The 15,005-nt window shown below is 47.6% G+C and carries 9 protein-coding genes and 1 CRISPR repeat array; of the genes, 5 read left to right on the top strand and 4 right to left on the bottom strand.

The window, feature by feature from the left end:
• The first annotated feature begins 73 nt into the window (after positions 1–73).
• The 3 genes from QUA43_RS22200 to QUA43_RS22190 all read left to right on the top strand — a co-directional run bounded on the left by QUA43_RS22200 (position 74) and on the right by QUA43_RS22190 (position 4,209).
• Positions 74–1,081 carry a ribonuclease III domain-containing protein gene (locus tag QUA43_RS22200; protein WP_333376558.1) on the top strand — a complete coding sequence of 336 codons (1,008 nt, stop codon included), beginning with the start codon at positions 74–76 and terminating at the stop codon, positions 1,079–1,081.
• A 33-nt stretch (positions 1,082–1,114) separates the two neighbouring features.
• Entirely contained in the window at positions 1,115–1,810 is a 696-nt protein-coding gene (locus QUA43_RS22195) for a Uma2 family endonuclease (protein WP_333376556.1), read from the top strand.
• Between the two features lie 281 nt (positions 1,811–2,091).
• Positions 2,092–4,209, top strand: a complete 2,118-nt coding sequence (locus QUA43_RS22190; protein ID WP_333376554.1) for a DNA-binding protein — start codon at positions 2,092–2,094, stop codon at positions 4,207–4,209.
• 279 nt (positions 4,210–4,488) lie between these two features.
• A CRISPR array of direct repeats spans positions 4,489–6,053; the repeat unit is 37 nt; unit sequence GCCGCAATTAACCTAAACCCCTATCAGGGATTGAAAC.
• A gap of 60 nt (positions 6,054–6,113) precedes the next feature.
• On the opposite strand, the gene QUA43_RS30935 is transcribed toward QUA43_RS22190, so the two are convergent.
• A complete protein-coding gene (locus QUA43_RS30935) occupies positions 6,114–7,217 on the bottom strand; it encodes a precorrin-8X methylmutase (protein ID WP_445301993.1) in 1,104 nt (367 codons plus the stop codon).
• Positions 7,218–7,571: 354 nt separating this feature from the next.
• Here QUA43_RS30935 and QUA43_RS22180 point away from each other — a divergent pair, with 354 nt between their 5' ends.
• Positions 7,572–9,485: a heavy metal translocating P-type ATPase gene (locus tag QUA43_RS22180; protein WP_333376550.1), complete on the top strand. Its 1,914-nt coding sequence runs from the start codon at positions 7,572–7,574 to the stop codon at positions 9,483–9,485.
• Between the two features lie 303 nt (positions 9,486–9,788).
• Positions 9,789–11,849: an elongation factor G gene (locus tag QUA43_RS22175; protein WP_333376549.1), complete on the top strand. Its 2,061-nt coding sequence runs from the start codon at positions 9,789–9,791 to the stop codon at positions 11,847–11,849.
• Positions 11,850–11,942: 93 nt separating this feature from the next.
• On the opposite strand, the gene QUA43_RS22170 is transcribed toward QUA43_RS22175, so the two are convergent.
• The 3 genes from QUA43_RS22170 to QUA43_RS22160 all read right to left on the bottom strand — a co-directional run.
• The gene (locus QUA43_RS22170) at positions 11,943–12,332 is read right to left on the bottom strand and encodes a HEPN domain-containing protein (protein ID WP_333376548.1); all 390 of its coding nucleotides are present in this window, start codon (positions 12,330–12,332) and stop codon (positions 11,943–11,945) included.
• Complete coding sequence (locus QUA43_RS22165; protein ID WP_333376546.1) at positions 12,329–12,994, bottom strand: hypothetical protein; 666 nt, start codon at positions 12,992–12,994, stop codon at positions 12,329–12,331. The genes QUA43_RS22170 and QUA43_RS22165 overlap by 4 nt, the downstream gene beginning before the upstream one ends.
• Before the next feature lie 20 nt (positions 12,995–13,014).
• On the bottom strand, positions 13,015–15,005 hold a 1,991-nt coding region (locus QUA43_RS22160), incomplete at its 5' end, for a CHAT domain-containing protein (protein ID WP_333376544.1).

The raw sequence follows: 15,005 nt of genomic DNA, 5'->3' as shown, positions 1-15,005 counted from the left end.
ATTGAATTGAGATTTGATTAAATCGCGGTGGAATTGTTGGAAATAAAATCAAATTACATCAAAATCAAATACTATGACTGTACAAGGTACGAGCATCGTTGAAAATAACTTGCAAAAAGTCTGGGAAGAACTGGAAGCAGCCAGAAAAATGCAGGATGAATGGATGAATTACGGGGTAGATTTTGTAGATTTGTATGTTGAAGATGCGGGCGGTGATTGGTTGGAAAAGTGGGGTAAATGTGAAGAAGAATTAGAGCGAATTAAACATAAAAGTGTAGATATTGAAGCAGTCAAAGCAGCGATCGACATTCCCAGCTTTCAGCAGACAAAACTGCTGGAAATCGCCTTAAATTGCAGTTACTCTACCAGCTATTACTCCGATCGCCCGGAGGAGTCTCCCGCTTGGCAAGAGGTTAAGTACAAACGGCTGTCACTCTTAGGGGGAGCGATTTTCGGTGCTGTTGTGACAGATTACCTTTACCGCGAATATCCAGAACTCGATCCCGATGCTATCTCAACCTTAAAAGCTCGTTTAGCAGATCCGAAAAAACTTGCGGATTTTGCACAAAATCTGAAATTAAACGAGATCAGTTGGCGAGTCTCGAATGGAAAAGAAACAGAAGAAAGCGAGTACAATAGAATTTTGTCAGAGACTTGTGAAGCTTTGTTTGGCGCGATTTACTTGGAGTTTGATAGGGATTTTTTTCGTGGGGGTAACTGGCTGATTCAGCACTTGATTGAACCAAATGTTAGCCAGCATGGGGTTCTAACTCAGCGACGACAAGTTGCGCTGGAAAACGAGGTAAAACGGCGGGAAATCCTGGGTGCGGATATTCTAGATGCGATCGCGATCGACTATTTGTACAACCGCTTTCCCGAACGCAACGCCAGCCAGCTAACTTGCTGGAAAAATATGTTAGTGACCAAAGAGATTTTCCCCAAAGACTTTAAAGCAAAACTAGGCAGTCAGTACCTGGAGTTGAGAAGCAATTTCTCGCGTACCCGCGACTGGTTGGTGGATAACTTTATCCAAACCGCAGTTGACGAACTGGAAGAGGAAACAGGCGATCGACTAAAATAAAATCAACTTGTCAAAAAAATTGGGGAAACAGCAATGGTTACACAACTGCAATCTCCCGAAAAATCAAATATCATCTACCCCGACGATAACGGCGAACCGATGTCAAACAATACGGATCAGTTTCGATTAATTGTTTGGATTAAAGAAAACTTAGAATTGCTGTTTGCCGCTGACCCGAATGTTTTCGTAGCAGGTGACTTGCTTTGGTATCCGGTGGAAGGCAATAACAAACTGTCTCAAGCACCAGATGTAATGGCAGTTTTTGGCATCCCCAAAGGATATCGAGGTTCCTATCAACAGTGGTATGAAAATGATATTGCGCCACAAGTCGCATTTGAAATTTGGTCGCGGGGAAATCGTCTGACTCCGATGATGCAAAAATTTCAATTTTACGAACGCTATGGTGTGGAAGAATACTATTTGTACGATCCAGAAAAATTGGAACTGATAGGATGGTTGCGGGCTGAGGGAAAATTAGAACCGATCGAACAAATTGATGGTTGGGTAAGTCCGAGACTGGGAGTGCGGTTTCAATTATCAGAAACAGGACTCGAAATGTTCGGGCCCTCTGGAGAACCGTTTAGGAGTTTTGTGGAACTCGATCGACTGATCCAGCAAGCCGAGGCGCGGGCCGAACAGGCAGAAATGCTGCTGGAACAAGAACGATCGCGATCGCAAGCTTTGGAAGCAAGACTCCGAGAAATGGGCATCGATCCCAATGAATTGTAAGCACAACTGCAAAATTGAACTATTGTGGAACAGGCCCTCGTAGCCTGTTGCTGAGTTTTCCAGGGCGGGCTCTCCTGCCCAACCCACAATAAAATAGAATTATCGTGGAACAGGCCCTCGTAGCCTGTTGCTGAATTTTCCAGGGCGGGCTCTCCTGCCCAACCCCTACTCCCCACAATAAAATAGAATTACGGGTTTATCAGTGGGGTAAGTTCTAAAATCTAAAATCTAAAATCTAAAATCTAAAATCGATTGATGCCCCCATACCCTAAGCGAATTCTATGCAGTTGCAGCGCCAATTTAGCGGACAACTGATTGCGATCGACACCAAAACCGCGATCGCCAGTGGGGGTGAAGGTCGCATCTACCCGATCGCCCAAGACTCGTCCCTTGTAGCAAAAATCTACCACAAACCGACAGACGAAGACGGCGACAAACTCACAGTCATGTTCAGTATGCCGCCGGATGCGCCGATCGCGGAACCCGGGCACGCTTCGATTGCTTGGCCGATCGATTTGCTGCATACTGTGGGCGGGCGAGAAAAAATCGTCGGTTTTGTGATGCCGCGCGTCAACAAAGTGATGCCGGTACACACTTTCTACACACCCAAAACCAGGCGCGAACAAAAACCGCTATTTAGCTATCTTTATCTCCACCGTACCGCCAGAAATCTCGCCTCGGCTGTAAACGCCCTCCACGTCAGGGGTTACGTCATCGGGGACGTAAACGAGTCGAACATTCTCGTGACGGATACGGCGTTGGTAACGCTGGTAGACACGGATTCGTTTCAAGTCCGCGATCCTTATACGGGTTACGTTTATCGGTGTCCCGTGGGGAAACCAGAGTTTACGCCGCCGGAGTTGCAGGGCCAGACTTTCCGCGATATCGATCGATCTCCAGAGCACGATTTGTTCGGTTTAGCTGTATTAATTTTTCAATTGCTGATGGAAGGTACGCATCCGTTTTCGGGAGTTTATCTCGGTAGCGATGAACCGCCGCCTTTGGAAGCGAGAATTCGATCGGGTCATTTCCCCACAGGTACGAAACGGATTCCCTACCGCCCGATGCCCGCTGCGCCTCCTTTTGAGATGCTGCATCCGCGACTGCGGCAGATGTTTATCCGCTGTTTTGAGGAAGGACACGGCAATCCTGCGGCGCGCCCGGATGCGAAAACTTGGGTGAATGCGATTCGGGAAGCGGAAGATGCTTTAGTTACTTGCAGCAAAAACAGTCAGCATAAATACGGAAATCATCTCAGTCGGTGCCCTTGGTGCGATCGGGCAAAACTCCTGAAAGGGCGCGATCCGTTTCCTTCGCGGCAAGCAATCAGCCACGGATTGCACTTGCAGCCCGCGAAAACCAAGCGTAAAAAGCCCCAACCACCGCCTGTCGTGCCCAAGCCCGCAATGCGCCGGCAACAGCCCGCCACGGGGCTGCCACGCCCCCTGGGCCAGTACGCAGTGCCGTTGCTACCGATGCCGATGTCTTCTCGGAGTCGGACTCCTGCGCCTCAGCTTCCCGTGGGCAAGTTTGAGCGCATTTTTCAGGATGCTGCTTGGGGAGGTGTTTGGGGTAGTTTGTGTTTGGCGGCGATCGGGGGGATTTATTCGGCAATAGCTGAGGGTGGCGGTGCTATTTTGGGGGCGATTTTTGTTGGTTCGATTTGGGGCTGTTTTTTTGGGGTGATGTGGGGGGTTTTTACTTTGCCGCCGAATCAGATTTGGCGGAAGTGGGGCGGTGTTTTGGTGGGGGCGTCTTGGGGGGCTTTTTTGTTGGCGGCGATCGGCGGTGCGGTGTTTGGCGCGATTAATAGCACTCCGGGGATCGGGGAGAGGATTTTGGCTGGGGCGGTGGTTGGTGCTATCTGGGGCTGTGTTTGGGCAACTTTTCAGCCTCCTCTGGCGCTGCCAGTGGGGAGGGTGTGGGGCCGGCGGGGAGGGTATTTGGGGGCCGTCTGGGGCTCGTTTGTGGGGACTCTGGCTGGTGTTTTTTTGGGGGCGGGGCTGGTGGTTTGGCAGCAATACGGTGTCCAGATGCGGCCGGTGAATGAGTTTGCGGGTTTGTTGCTGGGTGTGGCGATCGTGGCGGCTGGTGTGGGTTCTGTTGGAGGTGTGGTTTCTGGGGGTTTGTTGGGTTTGTGCGGGTTTGCGCCGAAGTTGCCGATTTCGTTTCAGCCTTCGGGTGTCAATGGTGGGAGTTTGGGGGCGATTTGGGGCAGTTTTTTGGGGACTTTTGCGGGTACTGTGTTGGGGGCGGCGGTGTCTGCGATGTTTCCGGCTGTTAGCGCTGGGGTGCCGGTGGAGTTGGGGCCTGTGGCGGGGGCGATCGTGGGGGCTGGTTTGGGGGCGATTTGGGGCGTGGTTTCGGGTACTGTTTGGGGGGCTTTGGGCAAGTGGTGATCGGGTTGATGTCTGTTTTTGGGTTGAAAATGCGTCTATGCGTAGGTGTAAAAATCGAGGTGTTAATTTTGGGGGCTATAATGTAGATCCTGTAACGGTTAGAGGCACTTCAAGCAATAAAAGGGTAGACGCAATCGCTGAAATCTATGCGGGACAAGGGTTTGAGGGCTATCTGAAAAGTTGGGTATTGACAAGTCGAAGGCTGAAATGGTACTTTTGTTTTATGCAGACGCAAATGAACGTTGAAAACCAAATACAGCAAAGCTTCTGGAACGGGCAGCCGCAATTAACCTAAACCCCTATCAGGGATTGAAACTTAGCATTGAGGAAGAGCAAAATCAGCTTTTGAGGGAAGAGCCGCAATTAACCTAAACCCCTATCAGGGATTGAAACCTTCATCCGGACGATCGCAATACTTAACGTCCGTGGCCGCAATTAACCTAAACCCCTATCAGGGATTGAAACTACAGCTTTCGCCGGTGTTTGCACGGAGCCGGCAACGCCGCAATTAACCTAAACCCCTATCAGGGATTGAAACTGAAGCTTTGAGTGGTTTTCCAGTTTCTTCATCTTGCCGCAATTAACCTAAACCCCTATCAGGGATTGAAACTAGAATTTTTACCTGACAAAGAATCTAAGCCGCTAGCGCCGCAATTAACCTAAACCCCTATCAGGGATTGAAACACAAGCTGTATGGGCTAGCCCTTCTAATTTTGCAGCCGCAATTAACCTAAACCCCTATCAGGGATTGAAACCTTCATGGTAGCTATATAGTTCATCGTGAGTCTGTGCCGCAATTAACCTAAACCCCTATCAGGGATTGAAACTTTAATAGAATTCGCCAAGTCAACACTTCCTTTTAGCGCCGCAATTAACCTAAACCCCTATCAGGGATTGAAACCTTGATTTAATGCCTACATCTCCTGACACTATTAGAGCCGCAATTAACCTAAACCCCTATCAGGGATTGAAACATGAATGAAGAAGACGATGAACTAGAGACGGAAGAAGACGAGCCGCAATTAACCTAAACCCCTATCAGGGATTGAAACTTTGAGTACATATGCTGATGAGGGGTGATAACCGCCGCAATTAACCTAAACCCCTATCAGGGATTGAAACTTTAAGCTCTCGGAGATAGCTCCCCGGCATTTTGCCGCAATTAACCTAAACCCCTATCAGGGATTGAAACGCCGGACTTCTCAACTGCCCTTACTCCCCCGGCGACAAAGCCGCAATTAACCTAAACCCCTATCAGGGATTGAAACGTGTCGATGTCTGGGAATTGCGACCCGACAACTGCTGCCGCAATTAACCTAAACCCCTATCAGGGATTGAAACTTTTAGCAGAACTTTAGCAATAATGTAGTCAATGCCGCAATTAACCTAAACCCCTATCAGGGATTGAAACATCAAATAGAACTACCTGACTTCATAGTAGAACGCCGCAATTAACCTAAACCCCTATCAGGGATTGAAACCAAATAGAAAAAGCTCTTACTAGACCTATTAATGCCGCAATTAACCTAAACCCCTATCAGGGATTGAAACAGTTAAAGGGCATGGGCAATCGATGCTTTATGACTTAAGCCGCAATTAACCTAAACCCCTATCAGGGATTGAAACTGCTGATTAAAGGCATGACAGCCAACTTTGATGGAGGCCGCAATTAACCTAAACCCCTATCAGGGATTGAAACGAAAAAACAGAGCCTTCTGGTAACACCTTTATTTTGGGCCGCAATTAACCTAAACCCCTATCAGGGATTGAAACCTGGAACTTTTGGAACTCTGCAAGAAAAAGGCGAGCCGCAATTAACCTAAACCCCTATCAGGGATTGAAACAATAATTTTGTCAGGTAAAGCCATGTAACGCTCAGGCCGCAATTAACCTAAATCCCATCTTCACTTAAGATGACAGTGACAATTCGGCTTTTCAATCAAAGACTCAACCAAAGCATTCAAAGCAACCGCCGCCAACAATCCGCCGCCAAAAGTTCCCACAGTCGTAATATAAGCAACGCCCGATCGCACTAACCGCCGTTTCGCCACCGGAGAATGACTAAAACCGATCGGCATTCCAATTACCAAAGCCGGTTGCAATTGCCCACACTCGATCGCCTCGCAAACCGCCATCAGCACAGACGGCGCATATCCTATCACCAATATACATCCTTTTTCCAGTTTCAACAACTTTTCAAACCACTCACCCTGCCGCCAGAATTCCTGTTCCGCTTCCGCCGCAGCATTGATGTGCGGGTCATCAATTAAAGTTGCAATACTTGTTCCCAAATGCGCCAATCTAGTCCCATCCAAAGCCGCAAAAACAGGCGGCACATCAGCCACAATTTGACACTGATTTTTCAAAGCTTCCCGCGCCGATTGAATCGCCGTTGCGCTCAACTTCACAAACGGCAGCAGCGAACAATCTCCGCAGGCTAACACCAGTTTAGAAAGCAAGTCTACCTCAATTTCCGAGCGATCGGCCAAATCCGGCAACAAATGCTGCAACGACTCCCCAAACTCCTCCGGGTGAGTGTGCGCCCCCGCATCCCAACCCTCCCAAAGTTGTTCCCACTCATCCAACCCCCCCTCAGTTTCCGCCTGCAACAGCCTTAATTGCGCCAGTGCGTCCGCTTGCACCGCTTGACAGGAAATATCCCGCCCCAGCAATCCTTCCAGCGCCGAAGCCGTTTCTCTGAGGCGAACAATTTGCTGAATTACCGACAGATATTGCCGTTGCAGAGTCGCCATCAGCGCGTCAGGAGAAGCATCCGCGTCAGTTTCTAACAGTTTGCGGATGTGAGACAGTTGAAAGCCTTGCTGCTTGAGTGCGACTATTCTTTGCAGCCTTTGCACATCGCTGCGGGTATACAATCTGTAGTTAGAAGTCGATCGCACCGCCGGAGATAGCAGCCCCAAAGCGTGATAATGTCGCACCATCCGAGGGGTAATTGTGCCTTTTACCGCTTCTGTAAGTTGTTTGATTGTCAGGTATTCTTGTTGCATTGAATTTTGGGAATTTTGGGACTGTATATTGGGTTCTCGAATTCACCCGCAGTCCTAGGAGTGAATCAATTCCCACGCATTCACCCACAGTCCGCCGGGGATTGAAATCCCCGTCTCATAGCAGAAGTCGGTTTTAACCGACTAAAACATTAAATTCAATTCTCAGCCATCTTCAGTCCTCTTTCAGAGGACTTGCGCTATGAGACAGGGAATTCATTCCCTGTCGGACTGTCTGACTCTGGTACTCAACGAGAGGCGAGTTGATGCTGGATTTATTTTAGTTTCACTCTTGACATTGACACTAATGTCAAGGTTTAGGCTAAAAGAGTCATTCTACCAAATCAAGCTTTACAAATGACTTCTAATTCTTTGTCAATTTCTCGCATCTCCCAGTTAGCAGAAGAACATCCAGACGCTGTGACTGCCGCCCTGTGCGGAATTCTAGTAATCTTGGGTTCCCTAGCCCTGCAACTCGGCTGGCTGGGTGTAGCCGTGTTAATCTTACCCGCAGCTTATGTTATCGGCGGCTATTCCAGTACCCGCGAAGGCTTAACTACGCTTTTTCAAGAACGCGAATTAGATGTAGATTTGTTAATGATTGTCGCTGCTTTGGGCGCGGCCGGTTTGGGGCTATGGCGGCAAGAATATCATTTAATTGTTGACGGTGCGGTGTTGATTTTAATCTTTGCAATTAGCGGCGCCCTGGAAGGTTATGCTATGCAGCGGACTGAACGCAGCATCCGCAGTTTGATGAGTTTGACGGCGGATACTGCTAGGGTGGTAATGTACGGCGGGGAACGGGAAGTTGCGATCGACAAATTGGAAATTGGCGATTACATTTTAGTCAAGCCAGGAGAAATCATCCCCACAGATGCCATAATTATTGAAGGCTACAGCGCGATCGATCAAGCCTCGATTACCGGCGAATCGATGCCCGTGGAAAAAACCAGCGGCGATGAAGTCTATGCAGGTACAATTAACGGTGTCGGCGCGCTGAAACTCGAAGTGCATAAAACTCCAGAAAGCAGCTTGATTCAGCGAGTGATTCGGCTAGTCCAAGAAGCGCAAACAGCAGCGCCGCCTTCTCAAATGTTTGTGGAAAAATTCGAGCGCGGTTATGCTAAATTAATTGTCGGTTTAGGCTTGCTTCTCGCAACTTTGCCGCCCTTTGTTTTAGGCTGGAATTGGGAAGAGACAATCTATCGGGCGCTGATTTTCCTAGTAGTCGCATCGCCCTGCGCGCTGATGGCTTCGATTATGCCCGCGCTGCTTTCGGGAATTGCTAACGGGGCGAGACAGGGGATTTTGTTTAAAAGTGGCGCGCAATTAGAGATGATTGGTAAAGTCAGGGCGATCGCCTTTGACAAAACCGGAACTCTCACCACGGGAAAACCCGAAGTTATCCAAATTGTACCAGCAGCCGGATATACTGAAACAGAAGTTCTGCAATTGGCTGCTGCCCTAGAAGCTCATTCCGAACACGCGATCGCCTCTTCAATTGTCAGCGCCGCCCAGCAGCAACAGTTACAATTGTCAACCGCTACCGACGTACAAGCAAAAATCGGCCAAGGAATAGTCGGCAAAGTCAACAATCAAATCATTGCCATTGGTAAAGCCAATTTTGTCCAAGCAACTTCCGAATTGACTCAAATCAGCCAGCAGTTGCAAGCCGAAGGTAAAACAGTTGTTTGGGTGGCAAAGGGCGCTCAACTTTTGGGAATCATTGCAGTAGCAGATACCCTCCGCCCCGAAGCAGCAGCAATGGTAAAACGCTTGCAAAAATTAGGCATAGAACATATAATTATGCTAACCGGCGACAACGAGCAAACAGCTCAACACATCGCCCGTCAATTAGGCATCAAAGAAGTGTACGCCGAACTTTTGCCAGAAGACAAAGTGCAGGCAATTAAACAACTGCAAACCCAGTATCAAACTGTAGCAATGGTAGGAGACGGCATCAACGACGCCCCCGCCCTAGCTCAAGCTTCCGTCGGCATTGCGATGGGAATTTCCGGCAGCGATGTTGCTTTAGAAACTGCTGATATCGTATTAATGGCAGATAAGTTAGAGCAACTAGCTAAAGCAATTAGTTTAGGCCGCCGCGCTCAAAATGTTGTCAAACAAAACATTGTTTTTGCACTCAGTTGCATTGTCATGTTGTTGGCGGCTAATTTTTTCGGAAATATCACCATGCCTTTAGGTGTCATCGGTCACGAAGGCTCCACCGTAATAGTAACATTAAGCGGTTTGCGACTGCTGAGAAATTAGACACAAAAAACAGCTAAAATCGAGGCAGAGCCTCTAGAAATGCGTTCTCAGGCAGAGCCTGGGAACGAGAGTTTTATCTGCGTTCATCTGCGTTCATCTGCGGTTGAAAATTAAAAGTATTAAGAAAAAATACAATTTGTGTTTGCGTCCCTCAAAACACGCTACCGTCAAAAGTATAGAATCATACCAAAATATGAAATTGCTCGAAACTGCAATAAAAATTAACCTAGAAAAACTCTAGAAAATGATAGAGAACTGATTGCACCAAGAGCAATGGAAAACAAGTTTTCTGTTGGAGGGAATATGAACGAAAAAGTCATTGGGGCCACGCGAAACGTTGCAATTGTTGGCCCTTATTTAAGCGGTAAAACCGCACTGCTCGAAAGTTTGCTGTCGGTGACAGGGACAATTACCCGCAAAGGAAATGTCAAGGATGGCAACACAATAGGTGATAGTTCGCCGGAAGCACGCGATCGCCAAATGAGCGTAGAAGTAAACGCCGCCACCGCTGAATATCAAGGCGTCCGCTTCACATTTCTCGACTGTCCGGGCTCGGTAGAATTTGCCCAAGAAACTTACAATGCGCTGATTGGTGTGGATGCGGCGATAATAGTTTGCGAACCGGTTGCCGATCGCACTTTAACCCTCGCACCCCTGTTTAAATTCCTCGATGATTGGGAAATTCCCCACCTAGTTTTCATCAACAAGATCGATCGAGCTTACACAGACGAAACTACTTGTGGCACCAACTTCACCGAGGTGATCGACGCGCTCAAATCCGTTTCCAGTAGACCGATCGTACCTCACCAATATCCGATCGGCAAAAACGAACAAATCATCGGTTTTATCGACCTAGTAACCGAACAAGCTTACCACTACCATCCGGGCGCCGCCGCAGATCCCGTCCCGCTTCCAGAACACCTCAAAGCAGAAGAAAGCGCAGCGCGGCAGCTTATGCTCGAAGAATTGGCGAATTTTGACGACCATTTACTCGAAGAATTGCTCGAAGAAATCAATCCCGACGCCGAAGAAATTACCCGCGATTTAAAGATGGAATTAGGCGCAGATTTAATTGTGCCAGTATTCATCGGCATCGCCGAACAAGATTTCGGCGTGCGGCCTCTGCTGGAAGCTTTGCTGAGGGAAGCGCCGACACCGGAAACTACAGCCGATCGCCGCAGCATTATACAAAGTGAAAACAAAGTTCTGGCTCAAATCCTCAAAACCTATTACACGCCGCAGGGAGGCAAACTATCGTTAGTGAGAATATGGCGGGGGACGCTGGCAGACGGAGCAAATTTGAACGGCGTTCGAGTTAACGGTTTGTACCGCTTGACCGGCCAGCAAACGCAAAGTTTGCAGTCTGTCAGCGCCGGGGAAATTGTGGCTGTGGGAAGGCTAGAAGGCTTGAAAACAGGCGATACGCTGGGTTCGGAGGAAGAATTGCCAAAAGCCGAAATCATCCCGCCTGTCTACGCACTGGCGATCGTCCCAGAAAAGCGCAACGATGAAGTCAAGCTGAGCTCCGCTTTAGCTAAATTGCTAGAAGAAGACCCATCTTTAGTCTGGCAACAGCACGGCGACACTCACGAAATTATACTTTGGGGTCAAGGCGAAATCCACCTGAAAGTAGCCTTAGACAGGTTGCGCCGCAAGTATAACTTGCCGATGGTAACTCACTTACCGCAAGTGCCGTACAAAGAAACCATCCGCAAACCTGCATCTTCCATCCACGGGCGCTACAAACACCAAAGCGGCGGACACGGACAATTCGGCGACGTGTACCTCGATATCGCACCGCAGCCGCGCGGAGAAGGTTTCAATTTCACCGACAAAATAGTCGGCGGAGTTGTTCCAAAACAGTACATTCCCGGCGTGGAAGTGGGAGTGCGCGAGTATTTGGATCGCGGCCCGCTGGGTTTCCCGGTGGTAGACGTAGCGGTGACGCTGACGAACGGTTCCTACCATTCTGTGGACAGTTCCGAACAAGCTTTCAAGCAAGCGGCGCGTTTGGCGATGCAGGAGGGAATGGCCAAGTGCGAACCGGCATTGCTGGAGCCGATCGCCAAAGTTGAAATTTGCGCTCCGAACGAGTGTACATCAAAGGTGTTGCAGTTGGTCAGCGGACACCGCGGCCAAATTCTCGGCTATGAAGGTAAACAAAACTGGAAGGGATGGGATGCAGTTTCTGCTTATTTGCCGATCGCCGAAATGCAGAATTTGATCGTAGAATTGCGATCGCAGACAATGGGAGTCGGATTTTTTAATTGGGAGTTCGATCGACTGCAAGAAGTGCCGGAACCTTTAGCTAAGCGGGTTTTGCTAACGACTGGCGGCAATGGGAATGGTAACGGTAAAAGTTAGGTAATTTTCTTAAAAAGCCCGGTTTCTTCAAGAAACCGGGTTTTTGCAGGAGTTGCCATTAAAGTTTATTGCGATCGATTCCCATTTCTGGGATTATTCGGTTAAGTTACTTAACGCTGAAATAATATTCTCAGCTAGCACTAACGCATTTCTCGCTTCTCTTTGTAAGTTAAACATAGTATCTTCATAATCAGCTTTATTCCTCATTTTTCTCAAGCGAGTTAAATCTTTGCCTATCTCTATCATTGGCTGGGATTTTGATTGATTGTGAATAAATTCTTCAGCTACATATTGATGGTCATTGATATCATAAGTTTTATTGCGCGAGAGTCTGGGATCTTGTTGAATGTCGCGCAAGTAATTCCGTGCTAGGCAAAACACAGAATAGTAAGCTCTACTTACAGCAGAACGCAATTTTGCTTCTTCAGTGGTTCCAGCTAGCTCTTTTGCTAAATTAAAGTATTCCTCCCAATTGAATTTCATTCCCACCCCAAATCAATGTTTAGTATATTGTTAGGAATGACAAGACTCGCGTCTAGCCACCAAGTGCGATCGAGATTTTTTAACTTTGCAAAAGCTTCATCGACTTCGAGTTTGGTGTAGATGGTTATCCACAGCGATCGCCAGTTGGCAATTTCTGGATCGGTTTTCACTTCCAAGCCTAATCTTTCCGTAGGAAATAGCGCTCGAATGCGATCGTAACCTTCCAGAATCAAAGGTGCGATCGCTTCTTGTTCCATGATGATTTGAAAACTTTCTATAGGGTTTTCAACCGCGTACAGGCTTTTGACTTTATTAAAAGATGCAATTAAATTGTCAAAGGCTTTAGCTATTTCAGAGGGATTTTCCATTTCTTCAGGCGACTGAGGAAAGGAAGGGCTTAAACTTATAGCGTCGGTGCTGTAAATGCTGTCACTTGTCGGCTGGTAGCGTTTGTCTTTTGATTTTGCTTCGTACTGATCTTGTAAGTCGAGGCGTTCTGTTCTGTAAATTTCGTTCAGAGTGTTGTTTTGTTGTGCTAATTTTTCTAAAGCCAATATCTCAAGACTTATATTCTCTTCCAACTCGCCAAGCTGGACAGATGAATCAAGTTTAGCTAAAGCAGCGCCAAGGGCTTGCAGCCTCATAATATCTGTTTCTTTCATAAGAGTCGATGGTTTGGAAGTTAGGGATTAACTTTACCAGTAATCGTGAAACCTGCCCAGTGGTAGAGATCGGCATAAGGAGGTTTGTCAGATCCCATTTTAGCATCACGTCTGCCGATTCGGTCAGCTTGGTCTCTCAAATCTTGACTGCAACGGGAATTGTGTTTTGTTACTTCAGACAATTCCAGATACCATTTGGAGAGTTCGCTGTAAGTAATAGTTCGGAGCCATTTTTGCGCTTCTTTGAGGGCTAGTGCCGGATGCAACTTATTTTGGCAACGCTGTTCGTTGAGAATTTGATAGAATCGAATCATCATTAAAGCGCTAGATATCTCATCAACTATCCAGAGAGTGCTGAGGGCGTAAACAGCACCCGCAGCTAAAAAGCTGCTGGCTAAACCGACAAATTCATCTATCAGTTCTTCTTTTCCTGTTATGCCAGTTTCGCAAGCGGAAAGGCAGACTAGATAATAGCTTTTCAAATCGAATTTGGCGATTTCTTCTGAAGTTAGAGGCTGTTGGTTTTTCAGGATTAACGCTGACTGGGACGGCTGTTTTGTGTTGTGGTAGGCGTGACCTGTAAAATGGAATATGTCAGCAGCTTGTTGCAGAGCTTCTTTAAGATTACCTGTGGTAGCTTGTGAACTGGAGATGGTATTGCAATTAAGGTGAAAATTTGCGATCGCGGGCGCTTCTATTTCAGCAAAAAGTAATGGATCGGGGCTTTCTACCAACAGCAGAGACATTGAAGGTGAGGGTTGTCTGTCTAGTCTGTCTATCCCAACTTGGATACTGGGCAGATAAGTGATAGTGAAAAGATTATCGGAGAATAAAAAGTGCAGTGGCAGCAGGTGCAAGTCGCGGTGGGGAATTAAGATTAAGTGTTGGATATTGGTGAGGTGCGTACAAATTTCGGGAATTTTGAGGATGTCAGCGAGTTGTTGCAATTGCGCTGTCATTGACTCGCGCCAGGGATGGGATTCTTTGCTTTGCTGTTTGTTGGTAGTTTTGCCGTAATTTTGATAGCTGGTTTTCCAGTTTTTCAGCCATTTTTCTAAACTCTGACTGTTGTCCTTTGGGAATAAGTCGCACAGAGGTGTGGAAATAACTTCAAACTTTTCTAGGGTAATGATAAAAGCAGTCAGGGAAACTGGGCTCAGATGCCAGTAAATAATCGCCGTTTCAGTGGTGTTTGCCAGTAAGTCTCGGATTTGGGGATAAGTCGGGCTTTCGGTGCGGTTTTGCGAAGCGGCGCGCATCCATTGCAGGCAAAAGTTTTTCCGCGATTCGGCTTTTTCCAGTGCATTTACCTTGTCGCCCGAGTCGACGAGGATATCGACTTCTAGTTGGTAAAGTCCGGCAAATTTGCGCTGGAGTCGCAGTTGGATTTCGGGGTGAGTTTCATTGTCTAAAATTAATTGTTCTAGCAGGATAGTAGCTTCGTTAAGGTACTCGCTGGTTTTGGCATCTCCCAAGCTGCGGCAGACGGTAATTAAGCCTTGCATTACTTCTAAATAAGTTTCTGGGATGAGGGGCGATCTCAAGAATTCGCGGGCTTGTTCGTAGCTGGATTTGGCTTTGTGGAAAGATTCAAAATAAGTGAATGTTTGTTTACCGTGTTCGTAGTGTGCTTTGCCTTTTTCCTTGTGCAAATTGCCACAAGCGAGGCGATAGTCGCGGTTGCTGGGCTGAGATTTCTCCAAGCCTTCATTCCAGTTTTGAATAGCTTCACTGTAGCGCCCGGAGTTGAAAAATGCCGAACCTCGATTGGCCCAAGCTTCCCACAATTGATCGCCTGTAATTTCTAAGGCTTTATCGAAGGCTGCGATCGACTCTGTGTAGCGGCCCAAATCATTTAGGGTATTGCCCAGGTTGTTCCAGGCAAAGTGGAATTTGGGGTCAATTTCTAAGGCTTTCTCCAAGGCTGCGATCGCCTCTGTGTAGCGGCCCAAATCATTTAGGGTATTGCCCAGGTTGTTCCAGGCAAAGTGGAATTTGGGGTCAATTTCTA

This window comes from Microcoleus sp. N9_B4 (assembly GCF_036701635.1).
Taxonomy (GTDB): Bacteria; Cyanobacteriota; Cyanobacteriia; order Cyanobacteriales; family Microcoleaceae; genus Microcoleus.
Note: the sequence above shows the minus strand (reverse complement) of the source record. Positions and strands in the feature narration are given on the sequence as shown.

What these genes read in the sequence shown, in the direction of transcription:
- QUA43_RS22190 (WP_333376554.1), top strand. Translation starts at nt 2,092, where the DNA reads ATGCAGTTGCAGCGCCAATTTAGCGGACAACTGATTGCGATCGACACC.
- QUA43_RS22180 (WP_333376550.1), top strand. Translation starts at nt 7,572, where the DNA reads ATGACTTCTAATTCTTTGTCAATTTCTCGCATCTCCCAGTTAGCAGAA.
- QUA43_RS22200 (WP_333376558.1), top strand. Translation starts at nt 74, where the DNA reads ATGACTGTACAAGGTACGAGCATCGTTGAAAATAACTTGCAAAAAGTC.
- QUA43_RS30935 (WP_445301993.1), bottom strand. Translation starts at nt 7,217, where the DNA reads ATGCAACAAGAATACCTGACAATCAAACAACTTACAGAAGCGGTAAAA.
- QUA43_RS22195 (WP_333376556.1), top strand. Translation starts at nt 1,115, where the DNA reads ATGGTTACACAACTGCAATCTCCCGAAAAATCAAATATCATCTACCCC.
- QUA43_RS22175 (WP_333376549.1), top strand. Translation starts at nt 9,789, where the DNA reads ATGAACGAAAAAGTCATTGGGGCCACGCGAAACGTTGCAATTGTTGGC.
- QUA43_RS22165 (WP_333376546.1), bottom strand. Translation starts at nt 12,994, where the DNA reads ATGAAAGAAACAGATATTATGAGGCTGCAAGCCCTTGGCGCTGCTTTA.
- QUA43_RS22170 (WP_333376548.1), bottom strand. Translation starts at nt 12,332, where the DNA reads ATGAAATTCAATTGGGAGGAATACTTTAATTTAGCAAAAGAGCTAGCT.